Source organism: Streptomyces sp. CB01373 (assembly GCF_002803075.1).
Taxonomy (GTDB): Bacteria; Actinomycetota; Actinomycetes; order Streptomycetales; family Streptomycetaceae; genus Streptomyces.
On record NZ_NNBK01000015.1, the window covers coordinates 115754 to 135691 of the forward strand.

The 19938-nt window shown below is 69.7% G+C and carries 19 protein-coding genes and 2 pseudogenes; 9 read left to right on the forward strand and 12 right to left on the reverse strand.

The features are described 5' to 3' along the window. Window positions 1-73: 73 nt before the first annotated feature. Complete coding sequence (locus tag CG719_RS24680) at window positions 74-1114, reverse strand: amidohydrolase family protein (protein ID WP_100570871.1); 1041 nt, start codon at window positions 1112-1114, stop codon at window positions 74-76. 89 nt (window positions 1115-1203) lie between these two features. Further along, window positions 1204-2823: an FAD-dependent oxidoreductase gene (locus tag CG719_RS24685; RefSeq protein ID WP_100570872.1), complete on the reverse strand. Its 1620-nt coding sequence runs from the start codon at window positions 2821-2823 to the stop codon at window positions 1204-1206. Window positions 2824-3114: 291 nt separating this feature from the next. Here CG719_RS24685 and CG719_RS24690 point away from each other — a divergent pair, with 291 nt between their 5' ends. Both CG719_RS24690 and CG719_RS36720 read left to right on the forward strand, forming a co-directional pair. Further along, window positions 3115-4374 carry a cytochrome P450 family protein gene (locus tag CG719_RS24690; RefSeq protein ID WP_100570957.1) on the forward strand — a complete coding sequence of 420 codons (1260 nt, stop codon included), beginning with the start codon at window positions 3115-3117 and terminating at the stop codon, window positions 4372-4374. A gap of 97 nt (window positions 4375-4471) precedes the next feature. After that, window positions 4472-4910 (forward strand): annotated as a pseudogene (locus CG719_RS36720) (FAD-dependent monooxygenase); the annotation flags it as partial. A 7-nt stretch (window positions 4911-4917) separates the two neighbouring features. On the opposite strand, the gene CG719_RS24700 reads toward CG719_RS36720, so the two are convergent. Then, window positions 4918-5538, reverse strand: coding sequence for a TetR/AcrR family transcriptional regulator (locus CG719_RS24700; protein ID WP_100570873.1), 621 nt, complete (start codon window positions 5536-5538; stop codon window positions 4918-4920). 48 nt (window positions 5539-5586) lie between these two features. Here CG719_RS24700 and CG719_RS24705 point away from each other — a divergent pair, with 48 nt between their 5' ends. Beyond that, the gene (locus CG719_RS24705) at window positions 5587-6138 is read left to right on the forward strand and encodes a GNAT family N-acetyltransferase (RefSeq protein WP_100570874.1); all 552 of its coding nucleotides are present in this window, start codon (window positions 5587-5589) and stop codon (window positions 6136-6138) included. Between the two features lie 98 nt (window positions 6139-6236). Here CG719_RS24705 and CG719_RS24710 read toward each other — a convergent pair whose 3' ends face one another. From CG719_RS24710 to CG719_RS24730, 5 genes and pseudogenes are all read right to left on the reverse strand, one after another. After that, window positions 6237-7634 (reverse strand): NAD(P)/FAD-dependent oxidoreductase, encoded by a 1398-nt coding sequence (locus tag CG719_RS24710; protein ID WP_100570875.1) that lies wholly within the window; start codon window positions 7632-7634, stop codon window positions 6237-6239. Beyond that, entirely contained in the window at window positions 7627-8814 is a 1188-nt protein-coding gene (locus CG719_RS24715) for an MAB_1171c family putative transporter (protein ID WP_100570876.1), read from the reverse strand. The genes CG719_RS24710 and CG719_RS24715 overlap by 8 nt, the downstream gene beginning before the upstream one ends. Next, the gene (locus CG719_RS24720) at window positions 8811-9425 is read right to left on the reverse strand and encodes a toxin (RefSeq protein WP_100570877.1); all 615 of its coding nucleotides are present in this window, start codon (window positions 9423-9425) and stop codon (window positions 8811-8813) included. Before CG719_RS24720 ends, CG719_RS24715 begins: the two co-directional genes overlap by 4 nt. Further along, on the reverse strand, window positions 9422-10108 hold the full coding sequence (locus CG719_RS24725; RefSeq protein WP_234375750.1) for a hypothetical protein: 687 nt from the start codon (window positions 10106-10108) through the stop codon (window positions 9422-9424). Before CG719_RS24725 ends, CG719_RS24720 begins: the two co-directional genes overlap by 4 nt. Beyond that, window positions 10108-10683 (reverse strand): annotated as a pseudogene (locus tag CG719_RS24730) (LLM class flavin-dependent oxidoreductase); the annotation flags it as partial. The pseudogene CG719_RS24730 and the gene CG719_RS24725, both read right to left, overlap by 1 nt. 408 nt (window positions 10684-11091) lie before the next feature. Between CG719_RS24730 and CG719_RS24740 the strand changes: the two are divergent. After that, a complete protein-coding gene (locus tag CG719_RS24740; RefSeq protein WP_100570879.1) occupies window positions 11092-11712 on the forward strand; it encodes a hypothetical protein in 621 nt (206 codons plus the stop codon). Here CG719_RS24740 and CG719_RS24745 read toward each other — a convergent pair. Next, window positions 11709-12176: a nuclear transport factor 2 family protein gene (locus CG719_RS24745; protein WP_100570880.1), complete on the reverse strand. Its 468-nt coding sequence runs from the start codon at window positions 12174-12176 to the stop codon at window positions 11709-11711. The genes CG719_RS24740 and CG719_RS24745 overlap by 4 nt on opposite strands. Window positions 12177-12533: 357 nt before the next feature. On the opposite strand from CG719_RS24745, the gene CG719_RS24750 reads away from it, so the two are divergent. Both CG719_RS24750 and CG719_RS24755 read left to right on the forward strand, forming a co-directional pair. Continuing rightward, window positions 12534-13274, forward strand: coding sequence for an SDR family oxidoreductase (locus CG719_RS24750; protein WP_100570881.1), 741 nt, complete (start codon window positions 12534-12536; stop codon window positions 13272-13274). 90 nt (window positions 13275-13364) lie between these two features. Beyond that, a complete protein-coding gene (locus tag CG719_RS24755; RefSeq protein WP_100570958.1) occupies window positions 13365-13871 on the forward strand; it encodes a GNAT family N-acetyltransferase in 507 nt (168 codons plus the stop codon). A gap of 88 nt (window positions 13872-13959) precedes the next feature. Here CG719_RS24755 and CG719_RS24760 read toward each other — a convergent pair whose 3' ends face one another. Together CG719_RS24760 and CG719_RS24765 are read right to left on the reverse strand one after the other, a co-directional pair. After that, a complete protein-coding gene (locus CG719_RS24760; protein ID WP_100570882.1) occupies window positions 13960-14736 on the reverse strand; it encodes a hypothetical protein in 777 nt (258 codons plus the stop codon). A gap of 162 nt (window positions 14737-14898) precedes the next feature. Next, the gene (locus CG719_RS24765; protein WP_100570883.1) at window positions 14899-16143 is read right to left on the reverse strand and encodes an MFS transporter; all 1245 of its coding nucleotides are present in this window, start codon (window positions 16141-16143) and stop codon (window positions 14899-14901) included. Between the two features lie 196 nt (window positions 16144-16339). Here CG719_RS24765 and CG719_RS37195 point away from each other — a divergent pair, with 196 nt between their 5' ends. Continuing rightward, a complete protein-coding gene (locus tag CG719_RS37195) occupies window positions 16340-16474 on the forward strand; it encodes a hypothetical protein (RefSeq protein ID WP_267895368.1) in 135 nt (44 codons plus the stop codon). 71 nt (window positions 16475-16545) lie between these two features. Here CG719_RS37195 and CG719_RS24770 read toward each other — a convergent pair whose 3' ends face one another. After that, the gene (locus CG719_RS24770; RefSeq protein ID WP_100570884.1) at window positions 16546-17568 is read right to left on the reverse strand and encodes an ADP-ribosylglycohydrolase family protein; all 1023 of its coding nucleotides are present in this window, start codon (window positions 17566-17568) and stop codon (window positions 16546-16548) included. Between the two features lie 307 nt (window positions 17569-17875). Between CG719_RS24770 and CG719_RS24775 the strand changes: the two genes are divergently transcribed. Continuing rightward, a complete protein-coding gene (locus tag CG719_RS24775; RefSeq protein ID WP_100570885.1) occupies window positions 17876-18634 on the forward strand; it encodes a PIG-L family deacetylase in 759 nt (252 codons plus the stop codon). 200 nt (window positions 18635-18834) lie between these two features. Further along, window positions 18835-19653, forward strand: a complete 819-nt coding sequence (locus CG719_RS24780; protein ID WP_100570886.1) for an SAM-dependent methyltransferase — start codon at window positions 18835-18837, stop codon at window positions 19651-19653. The last annotated feature ends 285 nt before the right edge of the window (window positions 19654-19938 follow it).

Here is a 19938-nt window from a genome sequence, read left to right on the forward strand (position 1 = left end):
GCCGGGCCCCGACGAGTGCTGGGCGGTCTCGACGACGCCCGGTTCGTGGGCGGCAGCCCGTCCCGACAGGCCGCTACCGGCGAGCGACGAGTGCCGGAAGAAGACGATGCGCGTTGTCGCGGTTGATGCAGCGGCGCTGTTGTTCGTCGAGGGCGGGGTCGTTGTCGAGCGCGGGTGCGGTGACATCCGTGACCAGGTGTGCCGGGGTGGGTGGCCAGTCACTGCCGTAGAGAATGCGGGAGGGGTCCACGGTGGACAGCAGACTCGGCGTGGACGACGGGGACATGGGGCCGGCCGTGTCGTAGTAGAAGCGGTGCAGGTAGTCACGGACCCGGGCGGGTTCCACCTTGGGCGTCAGGTGGTCGCTGAACACCTCGACGCGACCGGCGATGTACGGCAGGAAGCCGCCTCCGTGCGGGAGGATGAAGGTGATGTCCGGGTAGCGGTCCAGCGTCCCGTTGAGGATGAGGCTGATCGCCGCGCGCGTGGTGTCCATCAGGAAGTCGCACAGGAACGGCGGTACGCCCTCCAGCTCCGCACCGCCTCCGGGAACGTCCATCGGGTGCGTACTGACCACGGCGGAGCGCTCGTTCAGCTCCGCCAGGATTCTGTCCTGGTCGGGATGACCGAGGTAGACACCCTTGACGCTGGTGCGCACACTGACGCCGACAGCCCCGAGTTCGTCCATTCCGTGGGTGAGCGACCACATGGAGAGCTCGGGGCTGTCGAGGAACAGGGGGGTGTAGAAGGCGAAGCGGCCGGGATGGCTTGCGGCGAGGTCGCCGGCGGCCTGCAGGGCGACATGGGCGCTTTCCTTGCGCACCTTCGGATCCTGGAGGCGGCCCAGCATCGCGACGGTGAACACGCTGGTCCGGATGCCTGCCGCGTCCATCATCCCGAGAGCCGTACCGAGATCCCACTGGGTCCACCGCGGCAGGTTCCCACGCTGGACGATCTCTTGTCTCTCCGCCCAGTCGAGCCATTCCGGCGCGGTGTAGTGGTGGTGTACGTCGACACGCGCCCGGCGTGCGTCGTCCTCGCCCGCCCCGGTCGGCCCGCTGTTGGCTATGCCGGTCACCGCGGCCGTACCCGCGGCTGTCTGTATATCTGTCATGGACAGGCTCCCGTTTCTGTGGTGACGCCGGTGACGCCCGGGAAGTCGTGCCTGTGAAGGAGGCTCCGCGTTCCGGGCCGCGGCGGGGTTCAGCGCCCGAGAATCTGGAGGAGAGCGCCGGTCAGTTCCTTTTCCATGTCCGCCGTCCCGGCCTCGGCCCGCCAGGCCACGAAGCCGTCCGGACGTACCAGCACCGCGCCCTCCGGTGCGACGCCGTGCACCGAGGCCCAGTCCGCGTCGCCGCCGGTGTCCAGGTCGTACTCCGCCCCGTCGCCGACGGAGTGGACGTCGAGCGGTACGTTGAGCCGCGCGCCCGCGGTACGGGCAGCGGTGTGCCAGGCAGGACCCCCGCAGAGCAGGACGAAGGACCGCTCGTACAGGTCGACGGTGGAGACCTTCGCCCCGTCGCGTGTGACCCAGAGATGCGGTGCGCGGCTTCCGGGCTCGCCGTTCAGGCACAGGACGTCGGGGAGGACGGGGTCGTCCGCGTTCGCGCCCACCACCGCCCGCGATGCGTAGCGATAACCCAGCGCCACGGTCATCAGGTCCGCGGTGTCGTTCGACGCCGTCCTGGCGGAGTAGCCGGGGTGCTGTTCGCGAGCCGCCTGGATCGTCGCCCGCGCGCTGGTGGTCTGTGCCACCGGCCTGCGCTCGGCCTCATAGCTGTCCAGCAGCGCCGGGTCCGCCCAGCCCCGGAGGACCCCGGAGATCTTCCAGGCGAGGTTGTGCGCGTCCTGGATACCGGTGTTGGATCCGAACGCCCCGGTCGGCGGCATCTCGTGAGCGGAGTCACCGATGAGGAAGACGCGTCCGTCCCGATAGCTGTTCGCCACGCGGTCCGCCGCGTGCCACGGTGCTCGTCCGGTGATCTCCACGTCCAGATCGCGCACCCCGGCCGCAGCCCGGATGTGGTCGGTGATCCGGGCATCGGTGAAGTGCTCCAGCGTTTGTCCGCGCTCCGGGAACCAGGGCACGTGGAAGACCCACTGCTCCTCGTTGTCCACGGGCAGCAGCACGCCTTCGCCGGCGGGGTCGGTGACGTAGCAGACGACGAACTTCTGCTCCCCCGCGACCTCGCGCAGCATCTTGCTGCGGAAGGTGACGCTGACGTTGTGGAACAGATCGCCCGAGCCCGAGTGCTCGATCCCGAGCCGCTGGCGGACGGGGCTGCGGGGACCGTCGGCGGCGAGCAGGTAGTCCGACCTCACCGTGTACGTCTCGCCGGTGTCCCTGGTCTGCAGAACGGCCTGCACCCCGTCGTCGTCCTGGCTGAAGGACAGCAGTTCCGTGCTGAAGCGCACGTCCCCGCCCAGGTCGCGGGCACCTTGCAGCAGGACCGGTTCCAGATCGTTCTGGCTGCAGGCGCAGCGCATCGTCGAGCACAGGTCCGCCTCGGGCGGCCTGCCCGTGATCCGCGCCGAGAGCCACCGCCGGTTCGTTCCGCGCAGGGTGTCCACCTGCAGGATCCCGTGGTTCTTCGACAGCGTGGTCGCGGCCTGCCGGATCCGCGGTTCGAGCCCGGCGGTCCGGAACAGTTCCATCGTCCGCATGTTGTTGCCGCGGCCGCGCGGATGCGCAGACGTGGCGGCGTGACGCTCGACGACACAGTGCTGGATGCCCAGGCGTCCGAGGAACACGGATGCGGACAGGCCCACGAGTGAGCCCCCCACGACCAGGACGGGCACATACTCGTTGCCGCGATCGTTCATCGCGTTCTCCTCCGGATCAGCGTCTTCGCAGCACGGGGGCCGATGGGTTCCGTGGCTCGCTCTCAGTTTTTTGCCATGCTCGGCGAGCCGATAAGCAGCGATCACCCGAACAGAGGCACATCCGCCCCGCCGCAGCCCGTACGAATGGGCCCCGGCGGCCGTGCGGGAGGCCAGTGGGTGCGATCGGGCGAATCGCGTTTATGCACGGGATCCTTCCGGGGACCGGTGGATGGTAAGTCGCACATCTGCTGTCCCGTGGCCGGGGCGGAAGCTTTCAGAAAGGCCGGGATGATGACTCAGCTCGACGAACGGGACACGACGAACTCGACAGCGGACGCGATCGCGGCGGCCTCACGCGGTTCAGTGGAGTACCGCGCCAACCCCTATCCGGTGTACGCGTGCCTGCGTGAGTCGGCCCCGGTGTGCCGGCTGACTCCCCCGCACGGGGTGTCCACCTATCTGATCACCCGGTTCGACGACGCCAAGGCCGCCCTGACGGACCCCCGCATCAGCAAGGACATGTACGCGGCGATGGACGCGTACCACACCATCTTCGGCGACTCGTCCATCGCGCTCGACGACAACATGCTCTTCGCGGACCCGCCCAAGCACACCCGGCTGCGCCGCATCGTCAACAGGGCGTTCAGTCCGCGGCGTATCGAGTCCTTGGGTCCTCGTATTCAGCAGGTCACCGACGAACTGCTGGACCGCTGTTCCACCGACGGGCCCATCGACCTGCTGTCGTCCTTCGCCTTCCCGCTCCCGCTCATCGTGATCTGCGAACTCATCGGAATTCCCGAGCACGAGCGCGCACAAGCACAGAAATGGTGCACCACCGTCGCACGGACCGGATTCAGCAAGGCGGACAAGGAAAAGCTGGCACAGGCCGAGGGATCACTGCGGGACTACTTCGCCGAACTCATCTCGCGGAAGCGGGAGAACGCGTCCGACGACCTGCTCAGTGATCTGATCCGGACGCAGGACGAGCAGGGCGCCATGACCGACGGCGAGCTTCTGTCGACCCTGTGGGTGCTGCTCTTCGCCGGCCACAAGACGACCGCGTACCTCATCGGCAACGCCGTGTTCAACCTGCTGACCCATCGCGACCAACTGCACGAGGTCCTGGAGGACCCGGAACTGCTGCCGAACGCGATCGAGGAGGTCATCCGCTTCGAGGGCTCGGTGGAGAACGCGACGTTCCGGCACGCGCTGGAGGACATCGACATCAGCGGCACGCTCATTCCCAAGGGTTCCCTCGTGCAGGTCGCGGTCGCCTCCGCGAACCGGGACCCGGAGAAGTTCGCCTGCCCCGACACCTTCGACGTGAAGCGGCCGGGTCTGCAGAGCGCGCACCTCGGCTTCGGCAGCGGGGCGCACTACTGCCTCGGTGCGCCGTTGGCCAGGATGGAGATGCGGACGGCGCTGACCACGCTCTTCCAGAAGTTCCCGAAGATCGACCTCGACTTCCCGGCGTCCGAGGCCGAATGGCTCAAGGTCCCGTTCCCCGCCTTCCGCGGACTTGAGAGGCTCCCTGTCACGCTGGTTCCGTGACCGGTCGTCGGGTACCCCGGGCCGGCACACCCACGGGCCTTCGGCGCACATCACGCCGAAGGCCCGTGACCTTTACGCGTACCTGAGCGGCCCTGCCGCCGACGGATCCGCCATCACCACCGACCTCCTGGTCGCGCGTCCTACCGCTGCTCTCCCCGGCCGAGCCCGCCTGCACCGGCACCTCGTTCATCGAGACCGATCTGCTCGACGCCGACGCCCGGCACCCCGGCAGCGCCGCCCTCCTCGGTGACGGGTTCTTCATCTGCCTCGGTGATCAGCGCGGCTTCCTCGCGCACCGGGAGGCTCACGCCCGGGACATGGTCCCAGCGGTGTCCGACGGGCAGGGCGAACTCGGCCTGGCGATCGCCGCCCACCCCGGCGACACGGAGGCGGCCCTGACCGCGTACGAGGAAGCGCTCTTCCCGCGCGGCGAGGCGTCCGCCGCCGAGTCCGCCACCAGCCTGGAGACCATGTTCGGCGAGCGGGGCCTGGAGCGAATGACCGAGTTCTTCGCCTCCCACCGGAAAGCCGAGTGAAGCCGCATCAGGACGAGGCCGCCCGACCGTCACCGGGCGGGGGCGGGAAGACCAGCGTCGCCAGGTAGTCGTCGAGGAGCTCGATCTGGCGGTGGGGCGGGAACGCCTCGGGGTCGAGGAGGGCCTGTACGACCAGGCCGAGCACGAAGGACTGGATGCCGGCCGCGACGCGGGCCGCGTCTCCTGCGGGCAGTTCGCCGAGCTGCTGGGCCGCGGCGACCAGGTCGCGGAGCTTGTCGCGGCTTCGCGCGTACTTGCCGGCGTAGTCGGCGCTCAGCTCCGGGTCGGCGAGCGCGATGTCCCAGGAGGACACCCAGATCCGGTTGCTGACGGTGGCCTCGTCCGTCAGCGGCAGGACGTCGAGGAGCGCGGCCCGCACGGCGGACATGCCTTTCCCCGCGGTACGGCGAAGACGGGCGTCGCTGCGCGGTTCGAGCAGGTCCAGGGCGTATGCGACGAGGTCGCGCTTGGTGGGGAAGTAGTGGGTGAGCAGACCGGTGGTCGCGTCGAGTTCGGCGGCGACGGCGCGCATGGTCAGTCCGCCGAAGCCGTGCGCGGCCAGCACCCGCCAGACCGCTTCGGAGACGTCGCGCCGGCGGGCCTCGTGGTCCCCCTTGGTGCGTGGCATGCTGCTACCGTACATAACCATAACGCTTGTTGTGTGAATGGGGTCACCATGTTCTCCCTGCCGCTGCGGGACAACGCTCTTCTGCGTCCGCTCGAGATATGGCACGCCGAGGAGTTCGCCGCCCATATGGACCGGGCGCGCGAGCACATCCGGCCCTGGGTCGGGGCGAAGTTCGTCACCGACGATGTCGACGGCGCGCGGGCCACGTTGCGCCGGTACGCGGAGCGCCAGGCCGCGGACGGCGCCCGCATCTACGGCATCTGGCTCGACGGCGTGCTGGTCGGCGGCGTGATGTTCGTGGACTTCGACGCCGTCTCCGGTTCGTGCGAGATCGGTTGCTGGCTGGAGCCGGCCGCCGAGGGGCACGGCCTGGTGACGGAGGCGTGCCGCACCTTGCTGGAGTGGGCGTTCACCTCCCGCGGGGTGCACCGGGCCGAGTGGCACTGCCGGGCCGACAACGGGCGCAGCTCCGCGGTGGCCAAGCGGCTCGGCATGACCCTCGAGGGTGTGCGGCGGGAGTACTGGCCCTACGGCGGCACCCGTTACGACAAGGAGATGTGGGCGGTCCTCGCCCCGGAATGGCGCGCCCACCGCCAGTGACGGCAAGCCCTCGTGCCCGGTTCGAGGAACGGGAGGGCCCCGTACGTCAGTCGTACGGGGCCCCAGTGACTTGCCCGGTCGAGCGAGGATGATCCGGGTCAGGGGTTGGCGGCCGACCGCTCGTCGTCGGTGAGGGGCGGCTTGGCCAGGAACGGACGCTTCGGTCCGAGCAGCATCGGGACGAGCATGTCCGGGGAGAACAGGCGGGTCGCCGGCTTCTCCATGCTCATCACGTCCAGGAGGGCGCCGAGCGCGCGCGGGTTGCGGGCGCCGGTGGCCACTGCCCGGTCGACGAACGCGGCGAGGTAGCGCTCCACTGCGGTGGGCGGGGTGACACTGGCGCCGGGGTAGAACGCGTCCTGGCCGACGGCCAGGTCCCAGGCGGCGGCGACGGGCCGGGCCGCGACGCGCTGGAGGCGGCGCGCGAGACCAGGGGCCGTGACCGGGGTGGTGCGCAGGGTGTCGCGGACGGCGAGGGCGCCCTGAGCGGCGACGGTGAGGCCGTGGCCGTAGACGGGGTTGTATCCGGCGATGGCGTCACCGAGGAGGGTGAACCCGTCGGGCCAGCGGGCGAGTTTCTCGTAGTAGCGGCGGTGGTTGGCGGTGCTGCGTGTGGTGGCGACGTCGCCGAGCGGCTCGGCGGTCTTGAGCAGTTCCCCGATGACGGGGTCGCCCAGGCCGAGCGCGAAGTCGACGAACGCGTCGGGGTCGCCGGTGGGTTCGCCGCCGCGGGTGCCGGAGAGCGTGACGATCCAGCGGCCGTCCTCCACGGGCAGGATGATCCCGCCCTGGCCGGGCGCGTGTGCGGGGTTGGCCTGGACGTTGATGAGGGGGAAGTCCCTGTCGGCGGTGGTGCCCGGTGCGCGGTAGACGCGGGTGGCGTAGGCGACGCCGGCGTCGACTTCCCGCTCGGTGACGCGGGGCAGGCCGAGGTCCTCGAGCCACTGGGGGGCACGGGATCCGCGGCCGGAGGCGTCGATGACGAGGTCGGCGGTGAGGACGGACGTGTCGTCGCCCGTGCGGACCTGGACACCGGTGACACGGTCGGCGTCGCCCACGAGGGCCAGGGCGGTGGTGTTCTGACGGAGCGTTATTCGCTGGTCGGCGAGGACGTGCCGGCGCAGCACGGCGTCGAGGAGGTCGCGGGAGCTGACGAGGTTGCGGTGGTGCGTCGCCGTGAAACGGCGGAACCACACCTCGTTGGGAGCGCGGGAGACCATGTCGCCCATGATGTGGACCAGGCGGCCGCCCTCGGCGACGACGCCGTCGACGAGGCCGGGCACCAGGTCGTTGAAAGCGCGTACGCCGCCGCTCCACACCAGGTGGGCATGCCGGGCCTGGGGAACGCCGCGGCGGGGCTCGGGGCCGTCGGGCAGGGTGTCCCGTTCGAGGAGGGTGACGTCGGCGTGGTCGGTGAGTGCGGCGGCGGCGAAAAGACCCGCGGCGCTGGCGCCGATGACGATGACGGTGGGCCGGCGGGCGGTTGTGTCAGGCATGTGCGGTCACACTCTCTGTGCTGGTCACCCGCCGGCGGATGCTGCCGATGAGGCGGGGGCGGGACAGGGCCCGGGAGACGGCGTCGATGTGGTCGGCGATGTCGGGTGCGGCCTGCTGGGGCCGGCCGCCGACGATGGGGGTCTGGTCGCGGTACGCGTCGGTCGCGGCCTGGACGGCGACGGCCCCGGCGATCCCGTGGGCCTCGTCGGCGCCGTGGGCGGCCGCGGCCGCCTCGTACGCCTGCCGGTAGAGGCCCTGGTCGAGGTAGGGGGCGAGCAGGCGCAGCGCGTCATGGATGCGCTGCCGGCGCTGCATCAGGCGCAGATCGACCGGGGCCCAGAAGCCGAGCCGGGCGGTGGCCGCGGCGGTCCTGACGACGCGGACCACGCGCCACAGGGACCGCAGCCGCCGGTAGTCACGCTGGTCCCGGCTCCACCGTTGCAGGGCGGGCCCGGTCTGCGGGGCGATGAACCCGAGGGCGACCAGAATGGCTTCCATGAGCGCGAAGGGAGGCGCGGCCTTGGTGCTGAGAACATCGAGGTCGGCTCCGAACCAGCGGGCGCTCACCGCGATCAGCTTGGTGACGTCGAAGACCAGCCCGGAGGCGAACCCGAGTTGCAGGAAGACCACGCCGGTCTTCAGCCACCGGTTGGTCACTTCGGGCAGCCACCGCCACAGCATGTAGGTGGCGACCAGGGCCGACACCATGTGCGCGAGCACGTACAGCAGGATGTGCTCGCGCATCCAGGGCGTGCAGGCGTAGTAGGTGTCGAGGTCGTAGACGCGGGGTTCGGGGGCGTGGGCCAGGAGGAACGTCGCCCAGAGGCCGACTCCGACGGCCGCGTAGATCCAGTAGATGCGGATCATCCGCCGCCGACGGCCTTCGGAGGGTGCCTCCCGCCACCGGATGATCATGGTCAGGCCGGTCGCGTTGAACGCGGTGAGGAACGAGTACGCCCAGGGCGCCGCGATGTTGGGGACGCCGGTCAGTACGTTGAGCCGGTGAATGTTGATCGGGTTGATCACCACGAGGACGGCCGTGGCCCAGGTGAGCAGCAGGGTGGTCGCCCTGACGTCGGGGTCGCGCCAGGCGCGTAAGAAGGTCGGCGTCTTGAAGGCGAGCGCGATGGCGAGCAGAGCGGTGGGCAGCAGGTACGGCACATGGAAGTGGGGGCTCATCGGAGAAGGCGCCCGCCCCGGTTAAGGAGCGACAGGTTCAGGCGGCCCTCCACGGTGGTCGCGCTGACCGGGCTCTCCGCGTACCGGCCGGTCACCCACGTGCGGACCTCACGGCCGAAGAGCAGGCCGAAGGTCTCGGCGTCCACTTCCTGGCTGTCGACCGAGTCGGACCGGGCTGCGACGGTCAGCAGGGCGTCCCGTGGGACTTCCTCCGTGGTGAGGATCTGCTCGACCGCTCGCCGCACGGCTTCGGGCGCCACGCCGGTGGTGGCGCGGGCCGCCGCGTTCATGCCGGCGACGTGGTGGCCGCAGTCACCGTTCTCCTCGTGCCACAGCTCGTGCCCGAGGATGACGAGCTGGGCCTCGGGGTGCATGCTCTGCTCGACGACGATGACGGAGCGCTCGCCGAAGTCGATCCTCATGCCGGAGACCGGGACGGGCAGGTCCGCGGGGAACGAGCGGAAGGCCAGTTGGACGGGGCGGCCCGTGCGTGCGCTCATGGCCTGGCAGAACGCGTTCATGACGGCCCTCGGTTCGTCGGGCCGCCGGACGGTCCTGGACGCTTCCCTGCCGAGGGTGGTGAGCAGAGACTTCATGGCGCGGGTACTCATCGGCCGTTGTCCTCCTGTGGGGGCATGACGGACTTGATGACGCCGGCAAGGAGCGTCTCGAGCTGCTCGGCGGTCAGGCTTCCGTGGTGGCGCATGTCCGTGGCGGCCACGCCGTACTTCTTCATCAGGGCCCGCGCGTCGTTGAGGTCGAAGAACTTCACCAGGGCGTGGAGGAGTTCGACGGAGGGAACCTTCCTGCCGTCGATGATCTGCCGGGCCCACACCTCGGATACCCCGCGCTGCCGGTGCACGGCGGCGACCAGCTCCGGCTTTCGTCTCCCGGTCCGGGCCAGGTGGGCGTCGGCGAGAATTCTCACCCGTGCGCAGACCCGTTCACCAACCTCCTCACGGGGTGGTGTTCCCCCGGCGAGGAGCGTGCGGACGGTGCTCTCCGGCAGAGCCGTCTTCTCTGCCAGCCGGAGTGGCTCGAGGAGTTCCGCACCGTTCAACCGCTGATCTTCGATGAGGGCGTCTAATCGCTGAAGCGTCTCGGAGAGGGACGACATGGGCCTCACCGGTTGTCTCCCGGTTCTCATCAGTTGCGGTATGGCGTGCAGCCTACGCGGACGACACCCGTCGTACAAAGGATCGTTTTCAGCCCGGACAACGATCGTTGTCATCTGCTGGCGGCGCGTTCGCGGGGGTCCTGGGCGCTCCGCCGTCGCCCGGACCACCTGGCTCATCAGAACACCGGCGGCCCCGCCTCCATGCGGCGCAGTACTGGCGGCAGGCGGTCGAGGTCGGGGCCGGTCTGCACTTGTCGTTCGTCCCACCAGGTGGCGCCGGCGTCGCGCAGCGGACCGATCACGTCCCTGGCCTTCGCCGCGTCCGGGGGCGTGGCACCGCCCAGCACGAACTCGAAGGGCAACTCGGCCCCGGCCTAACGGTGTTTGCGCACATAGCCGACGAGTTCGCGCACTTCGGACGCGTCCGGTACATGACCATGGCGGGCCGTCTCGAAGAGCGGCACCACGCCGTCCCACCGCGCTGCTCGCCGCATGGGCGGGCGACGCGGCCAGAACCCGCCGATCCACACCGGTGGACGGGGACGCTGCACGGGGGCGGGCAGTAGCGCCACGTTCCTGGCCTCGTAGTGCCGGCCTCGGTGGTTCACCGGCTCGCCGGACCAGTATCGCCTCAACAGGTCCAGTCCCTCGTCCAGCCGCTCGGCGAGGAGGCGTGGCTCGGCGGCGTCGCCGAAGCTGCGGTACTCGTCCTCGATCGGGCCGCCCAGCCCGGCGGCGAAGATCACCCGGCCGCGCTGAGATGGTCGCCGCCTGCTCCTGCTTCACGCCTTCCGCGCCTTCCATCGGCAAGGCCGGCGGACGTGCACCCTCGGCACGCATTCCGACACCGGCGCGCTCACCCTGTACCTGCGCGTGGGCATGAGGGTTCGCCACAGCTCCACGGTCTGCCGGAAGAGCCTGGGGATGGCCTAAACGCCGACTGTCGACCGTGAACTTGCTGGTCGGGTCGGTGCGGAGACGGGTGTGGCCACTGTTGATGCCATGTTGATCTTGCTCGGGGTGGGTGTTTGGATGGCGGGCGACCAGACAGGGGCGGAGCACTGATCCGGGGCCACCCCGACCGCACCCTCAGCCAGACGTGCGAAGGAGCGACCGGCTCGGTGTCTTGTGTTGCGCGGGCAATTCACAGAACCCGCCCCTTGCTGCTCGTGACGCTGCCTGCCGCGTACGGCACAGGCGTGTCCTTCATCCCCTCGCCTTCGGATCCGCATCGGTTCTGGATCGCGAACCTTGCAGCGCCCTTCCCGCTGATCGCTGTCGTGGCAGGCCTGCTCTGGACGGGCTGGGTACGCTCGATGCTCGCTGGGTTCGCCGGTGTTCTCTCGGCGGTCATCGGGTTCTACGGCCGTGGGCTCTGGAACGCGCTTTTTCCCCCTGACCGGATAGTCATGTACTACGGCCATCTGGGACACGGGGCCGTCGGAGTGCGGGCGCACCTCGCCTCGGAATGGGCCATCGGCATGCGGCAGTGGGTCATAGCCGCACTGATCACCGGTGCGGCCTTCGGTGCCCTTGGCAACTGGGCAGCACACAGGTCCGTGATGATCCGCGCATCCGCGCTGGCGGCCCCGTTCCTCGGTGAGGCCCTCTTCCGCGCGTTCATTGAGCGTGCCTACACCGGCGCCGCACCTCTATGGTGCGCGGAGTTCGCCGTCGGCCTGGCCATCGGTATCGCGCTGCTCACCGGCCAACGGCGGCAGCGCGCCGAATCCTTGGCAGCCGGTGCTCGGGCCCACCACGGGCGGCGAGCGGAGTGCTAGAGACCCAGGTCGCTCAGACCCGGGTGGTCGTCGGGACGGCGGCCGAGGGGCCAGTGGTACTTGCGCTCCTCTTCCTTGACAGGAAGGTCGTTGATACTCGCCAGGCGGACCCGCATCAGGCCCTGCTCGTCGAATTCCCAGTTCTCGTTTCCGTAGGAACGGAACCAGTTGCCCGAGTCGTCGTGGCACTCGTAGGCGAAGCGTACGGCGATGCGGTTCCCCTCGAAAGCCCACAGCTCCTTGATGAGCCGGTAGCCCAGTTCCCTGGTCCACTTCCTGGTGAGGAAGGCGACGATCTGCTCGCGACCGTTGATGAATTCGGCACGGTTGCGCCAGCGGCTGTCGACCGTGTAGGCGAGAGCTACACGCTCAGGGTCCCGGGTGTTCCACGCGTCCTCGGCGAGGCGGACCTTCTCGGTCGCGCTCTCCCGGGTGAACGGGGGAACAGGAGGCTTCGAGGCCATCGACTCTCCCGGAGCATCACGGTTTTCAAGGTCTGGTGCCCGCCATACCGACTCGGTCGCGTTCGGCCATTCATTGCATACCGATCATTCGCGTGATCGCAACAGCACATCCGCCCCGCTCACATGGCAACCCGCAGGTCAGAGGTCGCCGACCGTTTCCCCTCACGGTGCTTGTTCACTCTCATGGGTGCGCAGCAGCCCGACGACGTGATCCGGGCGGCGTGCGCCGCGCACGGCGCCGTAGCAACCTGGAGGCATGGCCGTGATCCACCCGCGATCACGCGCCCGTGGTTGGCGGCGTGGGGCGGTCACTGTGCGAGGTGACGGCCCGCCGTGGTGCGCGACGAAAGGTGACCCATGAAGTGCGCGGTGATCGGCGGTACCGGCCTGATCGGCTCGCAGGTCGTGAAGAAGCTCAACGCGGCAGGACATGAAGCGGCGCCGCTCTCGCTGTCCACAGGCGTGGACGTGATCACCGGCCAGGGTCTGGAGGAGGCGGTGGCCGGTGCCGACGTCGTCGTCAACGTGACGAACTCCCCGACCTTCGACGAGGCTTCCCTGGCGTTCTTCCGGACCTCCATGGACAACGTCCTGGCCGCCGGCCACAAGGGCGGGGTCGGGCACGTCGTCATCCTCTCGATCGTCGGTACCGACCAGGTGCCCGGATTCGTCTACTACCAGGCGAAGACCCTGCAGGAAGACATCCTCAAGGCCGGGCCGATCCCCTACTCCATCGTCCGCGCCACCCAGTTCATGGAGTTCATCGACGCCGTCCTGTCCTCGACCACCGAGGGCAGCACCGTCCGCCTGCCCAGCACCCTTGTCCAGCCGATCGCCGCCCAGGAGGTCTCCGACGCCGTCGCCGACGTCGCCGTCGGCCCCCCGCTGAACGGCACCCTCAACATCGCCGGCCCCGATGTCTTCGCCCTCGACGAACTCGGCCAGGTCACTCTGAACGCCCGCCCCGACGGCCGCACGGTCGTCACCGATGACACCGCCGGCATGTTCGCCGCCGTCCGCGGCGACGCCATCATCGCCAAGGGCGACGCCCGCATCGCGCCCACCCACTACAGAGACTGGCTCACGTCCCGCACATGAGGTCGGCGTAGCGGGGCGGGCGCTGCCGTAATTCCCGGGCGGACGTGGTGGCGGGTCTCGTACGGTTCCGGGATGTTGACTGTGCGAGCCATGACGGAAGCCGATGTTCCGGCTGTATCGGCGATACGAGTGACCGGCTGGCAGGCCGCCTATGACGGGATCGTGCCACGGTCCTTCCTCGACGGCATGACGGTCGAGGCGGATATTCAGCAGCGCCGTCGGCACTTCGACAGCTCGAAGGAGGGCACGACCAGCACGACCAACCTGGTGGCGGTCGACACTCACGGACGAGTGGTGGGCTGGGCGTGCCTTGGGCGTTCCGGCGGCGACGGGACCGGTGCGGCTGTGGGTGAGCTTTACGCCCTGTACGTGCAGCCCTCACTCGTCGGGACGGGAATCGGGCGTACGCTCCTCGACGCCGTGCACGCTCACGCTCGTGTGCGTGGCTTCAGCCTGATGCTGTTGTGGGTCCTCACCGACAACACTCGGGCACGTCGCTTCTACGAGCGGGCCGGCTACACCGCCGACGGTGCTGTTCAGGCTGATGACTACGACGGAGTGTCGGTGCCGGAGGTTCGTTACCGGTGCGTCCTGTAGGAGGGCGGGCGGAAAGCCCCGGAGCATGGGTCCAGGGCTTCGAGGCTTTCCCGTAAGCCGCGGTGGGTCAGGGTGACCGGGGTGACGATCAGCCGGGGAAGCGGACCGACTCCAGTACACGGGCCGTCTCCGCGTGGCCCGTGTAGTCGAGGAACAGCACCCGGGAGACGGGCAGGTGCCACGCCTGGGGTGAGAAGCGGTAGCCGCTCGTGCAGGCGGCCGTCCAGCGGTCGTAGGCCGCCGTGCGGCTGCCCACCGGGCGCAGGCCGGACTCGATCGGCGGCGACGACGTGCCGCTGGTGATGCCGTTGAAGGAACCGTCCGCGAGGGTCGGGCGGACCGGGCAGGGCTGGACGTCGGTGGCCGCGTACCAGCCGCCGGACTGACGGGCCTCGTAGGGGCGCAGTTCGTTGCCGGTGATGGAGCCGGACTTGATGGCGATTCCGGCGCAGCCGAACGCCGTGGCCAGACCGGCCCGCTGGAGGGGCTGTACGCAGGCGTCGCTGCCGTACTTCGTCAGGGTCCAGCCCGGGGGTATCTCGAACGTCAGCCCGGCGAAGGAGGTGCGCGGCCAGGCGGCGCGAGTGGGCGGTGCGACCGTCTTCTTGACGGGTGTCGGCTTCGGGGTCGGCTTTGGTGTGGGCTTCTGTGTGGGCGTGTACGTGGTGCGGGCCGGGGTGGGAGTCGGCGATGCGGTCGCCGAGGGACTCACCGGTGAACTCGCCGCTGTCTTCTGGGGAATTGACCCCCCGGTTGTGGACTTCACCGACGTGGCCCCCTCGTCGGCCGGACCGCACGCGCTCGCGGCGACAGCGAAGGTCAGGCACGCGGCGGACAGCAGCAGGGGTCTGAGACGCTTCTTCATTGGTGATCTCTTCATGGCAGGCAGGAGTGTGCCATCCGCCTGCCTGCTCGCATCTCACGCGTACATAACGAAAGTATCGCCCGCCCTTTACCCGCGGAAGATGTGGGAGCGGGCACCGCCTTGCTCGTCCACTCGCCGAGCCAACCGTATGGCTGCGGTGCGTCAGGTGAGGCTCGCGGCCTGTTCCGCTGTGTTCTGGGGGGCGTGCTCGCGGCGCGGGAGCAGCAGCGGGGTCGCCAGGAGGAGCACTCCGGCGGCGGCGAGGGCGATGCGGGGGCTGGTGACGGCGGCCAGCAGGCCCCACGCGGCGGTCAGGGCCGCGATGGCGGTGCTGGTACTGACCGACCATGCGGCGAGTGTGCGGGCGACGCGGTCGGGGTCGGTGTGGTCGAGTCGGTAGGTGGACAGCACGGGGTTGTACACGCCGCAGCAGGTGATGAGGCCGAGTTGGACGGCGATGACGAGGAGGATCCCGGGGAGGCCGGGTTGGACGAACGCCAATCCGACAGACCAGCAGGCGCGCAGTACCCCGAAGGTGCGCATCACCCTGTGCTGCCCGGACCGTGCCACGAGTCGGCGGGCCAGGCGTGAGCCGACGAGGCCACCGATGCATGGGGCCGCGAACACCAAGCCGTACTGCCAGGGTGCGAAACCGAGGCGGTTCAGCAGAAGTACGGCGAGCAGGGGTTCGGAGGCCATGATCAGGCCGTTGACCGCGAGCGTGTTGAAGAACAGCGGGCGCAGCACGGGGTGGGTGAGGATGTGGCGCCATCCTTCGAGCAGATCGCCTGCTCGAAGCCGCGGGGCGCCGGTACGTGCGGGGCGCGGCTCCGTCCCTCCGATGGCGCGGATGCCGAGCGCCGAGAGCAGGTAGCTGACCGCGTCGGCCATGACGGTCGTCACCGGGCCGAACAGCCCGATCGCGGCTCCGCCGAGCGGTGGTCCCACCATGGTCGCGGACCACGTCGTGGACTCGAACCGGCTGTTCGCGACGAGCAGGTCCTCCGGCGGCAGGAGCGCCTTCAGATACGCACCGCCGGCCGCGGTGAAGGCGATGTTGGCCGCGGCGACGCAGACGGACACGACGAGCAGCTGGGCGAAGCTGAGCCGGCCGAACGCGAAGGCGGCAGGGACGCTCATCAGAGCAGCGAACCGGACCAGGTCCGCCGCGATCATGACGGGCCGCTTGCGGCGGAACTCCACCCACGGGCCCAGCGGCACCGCCACCAGCGCCCCCACGGCCCGCCCCGCGGCGGACAGCGCCGCCACCTCGGCCGGACCGGAGTGCAGCACGAGGACCGCGATCAGCGGAAACGCGCCGAACCCGAACCCGGTGCCGTACGAGCTGACCGCGTACGAGGCCCACAACCACCCGAACCGCCGCCCCAGCGACCGCCTGCCTGTCATCTCCGAAACGCCTCTCGCCCATCCGAACAACCTCGTGCCGACCATGGGCATCCAAGCGAGTGGCGGATGGCCGGATCAAACAACCGAGGGCGAGGAACGCACAGCCATTCGTTGTACCACTGGCATGTCGGAGTGGTCCTCGACGCCCGCCTGGGCACGGTGATCGGGCCACCGCGCTGCCCAGGTGTCACGGCACATGACGCTGGTGGCACAGGCCGACTCCGGTGGAACCGAGGTGCCTCGCCTGTGGGTCAGTGGGCTCCTGGTCGCCGTCGCCTTGCCTCTGCGTACTGTGATCGCGGCCGGCCGTGGCGCCGAGGTGCTCCAGTGACGCACGCGGACGCTCCGTCGACCATCGAGGGACGCCGAAGGGTCATGTGTCCTCGTGCGCTCCAGCAGCACCTACGCGTCCCAGAGTTCTCCCAGGGCGAGCAGGTCGGCCCGGTACTCGATCCGGTCCGCCCACGGGGCGGGCCAGGCGTCCGTGCCCAGCCAGGCGCCCGCGAAGGCGCCGGTGAGGCAGGCGATGGAATCCGAGTCGCCGGAGGAACAGGCGGCTCGGCGCAGGGCGGTGACCGGTTCGTCGGGGAAGAGCAGAAAGCACAGCAGGCCGGTGGCGAAGGCCTCCTCGGCGACCCAGCCCACACCCGTGGCCAGGCACGGGTCGGTTTCCGGGGAGACGGTGCGCACGGCCTCCCGGAGCCGTCCGAGTATCTCCAGGCACTCGTCCCAGCCGCGCGCGATGAAGTGCTCGGGGGTCGGGTCCTGGGAGCGGGTCCACAGGTCTCCGAGCCAGGTGTGGTGGTAGCGGGTGCGGTTGTCTTCGGCGTACGACCGCAGCCGGCCGACGAGTCCCGCGGGGTCGGTGCCCTGAGCAAGCAGGCGTACCGCGTGCGCGGTGAGGTCCGAGGCCGCCAGGGCCGTCGGGTGACCATGGGTGAGCGCGGACTGCAACTGGGCGGCACCGGCGCGCTGTTCGTCGCTGAGCCCGGGGGCGAGCCCGATGGGGGCCACGCGCATGTTGGCGCCGCATCCCTTCGAGCCGATCTGGCTGGCCTCCTGCCAGACCCGTCCCTCCGCCTTCAGCAGAGCGCAGGCGGTCAGGCAGGTTCTGCCCGGGGCCCGGTTGTTCTCCGGCGACTGGTACCAGTCGACGAACTCCTCGCGCAGCGGCCGCTCCAGCCGCTTCGGGGTGAGCAGGCCCCGTTCCATGGCGGTTCTGAGCCCGCGGCCGAGGGCGAGGGTCATCTGCGTGTCATCGGAGACGATCGCGCGCTTCGGCAGTTCCATTTCCCGCCATGGGCCGCACTTGGCGAGAATCGAGGGCACGTCGTTGAACTCGGTCGGAAAACCGAGAGCGTCGCCGAGGGCAAGCCCGATCAATGCTCCGGTCGCGGCGCGCTTGCCCACCGTATTCGCGGTCATGAAGCCCCTTCCCTCGCTTATCGTCAAGAAGACCATAAGTGAGGTGAGGGGCTTCTTACAAGCTCGCCCGCCGGGCCACATCGTTGCCACCGGCCAACAGCTGCCAGACCCGCCTCGTGAGAACCGCTCGGCGTGATCCGCGACTTGGGCGCCGCGATTGCCTCGAGCGCTACGGATCCGGCGGCCGGAGTCCGTCACCTCGGGGAGCTCCCTTGTGCGCATCTCCTGCGGGGGGACAACGGTTCGCCCGCGGGGTCCGTATGTGACGTAAAGTCAGGCTTCCTTCGCACCGGAAGGTGGTCCGTCCATGCCTGTGCCGAGCCTGCTCGCGGTTTTCGCCCACCCGGACGACGAGTCGTTGTCGGCAGGCGGGGTGCTCGCGCGTCACGCGTCCGCGGGCGCGCGGACCGCGGTCGTCACCGCGACCTGGGGCGCAGGCACCCCGCGGGCCAGGGAGTTGGCCGAGGCGCTCCGGATCCTCGGCGCCGGCAGCCCGCGCATGCTCGGCTTCGCCGATGCGCGTGTACCGCGGTCGGCCCCGGGCTGCCCGCGGTTCCGCGATGCGCCGCTGGACGAGGCGGTGCGGGGGCTGGTGGCGCACATCCGTGAGTTCCGCCCGGACATCATGGTCACTCATGACGCGTACGGCGGTCTGCCCGGCCACCCGGATCACGTCCACACCCACCGGGTGACCGTGCTCGCCGCCCAAGCGGCCGGACTGGAGCAGTTCTACCCGGACACCGGTACCCCCTGGCAACCGCGTGCCCTGTACCTGGCCACGCACCCGCACTCGGCCGTGCCGGCACTGAGAGACGTGATCGGCGCGCGCAAGGCGAGGTTCAGCGTTCCGGACGAACACGTCACCGCGACTGTCGATGTCGGCCCTTGGATGGAGCAGAAGATCGCCGCGGTGCTGGCCCACCGCTCCGAGGTGGAGAGGGGAGCCCTACCGGGTGTGATCGCCGGCCTTTCGCCGGATGAACGGAAGCGCCTCTTCGCCACCGAGTGGTACATCCGCCATGTCCCGGTTGCGGCAGCGCCGCGTCAGACGGAACTGACCACCTGACACACGGCCCCCTCGCGAGGACGACGGCGGGCATCGCCTCCCGACTCGGGCGCCGGCATGCCGCTGTCGGTCGGCTGGAGCTGGAGGGTCCGCAGTGGTCCTCCCAACCCGCTTGGCAGAACCGGGCCTCGCTGATCACTGTGTCGCCAGCCGACCGAAAGCTGTGGTGAGCGGGTGGCGTTGGGGGCAGGATGGTCGTCATGACGGTTGACGGCTCCTCCATCGACTCCAGCAAGCCCAGCATCGCCCGCGTCTACGACTACCTGCTCGGCGGCAAGGACAACTACGCCGTGGACCGGGAGATCGGCGACGTGTTCAAACGTGACCTTCCCGGGTCGGTGGCCATCGCCTTCGCCAACCGTGCGGCCCTGACCCGGGCGGTCGAGGAGATCGTCACGACCACCGCGGTACGGCAGTTCATCGACCTGGGCAGTGGTCTTCCGACCGCCGACAACGTCCACCAGGTCGCGCAGCGCCATGCTCCGGAGTCCCGGGTCGTGTATGTCGACACCGACCCCCAAGTGCTGGTCCACGGGCGGGCGTTGCTGGAGGAGAACGAGCGGACCCGGGTCGTCCCGGTCGACGTACGGAACCCGGAGGCCATCCGTACCCACCCGGACACCCTGGAGCTGATCGACTTCGATCGCCCCGTCGCCGTCATGTTCAGCGCCATCCTCCACCACGTCAACGACGAGGAGGACCCGGCTGGAATCGTCCGCTACTGGCGGGACCAGGTGCCCTCGGGAAGCTACTTCTTCGTCAGCCATTTCCGTTCCGGCAACAACCCGGAGACGGCGGAGGCCGAGAAGGTCCTCCAGCAGACCTTCGGGCGCGGCCGGTGGCGCACCGACGAGGAGATCGAAACCCTGCTGGACGGCCTGGAGATCCTCGAACCCGGGATCGTTCCCGCTCCCCTGTGGCGTCCCGGCACGGTGGAGGGCCCGTGGAGCGGCACCGGCGAACGGGAACTCACTGTCTGGGAACGTCTCATCGCCGCCGGGCTGGCCCGCAAGGCCTAGGGTCTTTCGTTTGGATCAGGCCGGATCAGGGAGCGGGGTCTGGTGCTGGGGGCACCTCCCACGCCGTTCAGGCAGTGGGGGAGCGTCGCAAGGCGGAGGAGGGCGGCAGGGCGGAGCCCTGCCAACCGACGACAACGCGGCTGGGGGTGCCCCCTGCTCGAAGAGCTAGGGGGAGCGGTGCCAGGGCCCGCGAGCCCGGCATGATCCACACGAGAGGCCCTAGCCTCGCTCCCTCGTACGGCTCGGTCCGGGGGGCGTTGTCGCCTCGGAGATGCCCGCCGAACG

Bases quoted from the DNA above. Each gene is read 5' to 3' on its own strand.
- CG719_RS24680 (WP_100570871.1), bottom strand. From the start codon at position 1,114: ATGACAGATATACAGACAGCCGCGGGTACGGCCGCGGTGACCGGCATA.
- CG719_RS24685 (WP_100570872.1), bottom strand. From the start codon at position 2,823: ATGAACGATCGCGGCAACGAGTATGTGCCCGTCCTGGTCGTGGGGGGC.
- CG719_RS24690 (WP_100570957.1), top strand. From the start codon at position 3,115: ATGACTCAGCTCGACGAACGGGACACGACGAACTCGACAGCGGACGCG.
- CG719_RS24700 (WP_100570873.1), bottom strand. From the start codon at position 5,538: ATGCCACGCACCAAGGGGGACCACGAGGCCCGCCGGCGCGACGTCTCC.
- CG719_RS24705 (WP_100570874.1), top strand. From the start codon at position 5,587: ATGTTCTCCCTGCCGCTGCGGGACAACGCTCTTCTGCGTCCGCTCGAG.
- CG719_RS24710 (WP_100570875.1), bottom strand. From the start codon at position 7,634: ATGCCTGACACAACCGCCCGCCGGCCCACCGTCATCGTCATCGGCGCC.
- CG719_RS24715 (WP_100570876.1), bottom strand. From the start codon at position 8,814: ATGAGCCCCCACTTCCATGTGCCGTACCTGCTGCCCACCGCTCTGCTC.
- CG719_RS24720 (WP_100570877.1), bottom strand. From the start codon at position 9,425: ATGAGTACCCGCGCCATGAAGTCTCTGCTCACCACCCTCGGCAGGGAA.
- CG719_RS24725 (WP_234375750.1), bottom strand. From the start codon at position 10,108: ATGAGCCAGGTGGTCCGGGCGACGGCGGAGCGCCCAGGACCCCCGCGA.
- CG719_RS24745 (WP_100570880.1), bottom strand. From the start codon at position 12,176: ATGGCCTCGAAGCCTCCTGTTCCCCCGTTCACCCGGGAGAGCGCGACC.
- CG719_RS24750 (WP_100570881.1), top strand. From the start codon at position 12,534: ATGAAGTGCGCGGTGATCGGCGGTACCGGCCTGATCGGCTCGCAGGTC.
- CG719_RS24755 (WP_100570958.1), top strand. From the start codon at position 13,365: ATGACGGAAGCCGATGTTCCGGCTGTATCGGCGATACGAGTGACCGGC.
- CG719_RS24760 (WP_100570882.1), bottom strand. From the start codon at position 14,736: ATGAAGAAGCGTCTCAGACCCCTGCTGCTGTCCGCCGCGTGCCTGACC.
- CG719_RS24765 (WP_100570883.1), bottom strand. From the start codon at position 16,143: ATGACAGGCAGGCGGTCGCTGGGGCGGCGGTTCGGGTGGTTGTGGGCC.
- CG719_RS37195 (WP_267895368.1), top strand. From the start codon at position 16,340: ATGACGCTGGTGGCACAGGCCGACTCCGGTGGAACCGAGGTGCCTCGC.
- CG719_RS24770 (WP_100570884.1), bottom strand. From the start codon at position 17,568: ATGACCGCGAATACGGTGGGCAAGCGCGCCGCGACCGGAGCATTGATC.
- CG719_RS24775 (WP_100570885.1), top strand. From the start codon at position 17,876: ATGCCTGTGCCGAGCCTGCTCGCGGTTTTCGCCCACCCGGACGACGAG.
- CG719_RS24780 (WP_100570886.1), top strand. From the start codon at position 18,835: ATGACGGTTGACGGCTCCTCCATCGACTCCAGCAAGCCCAGCATCGCC.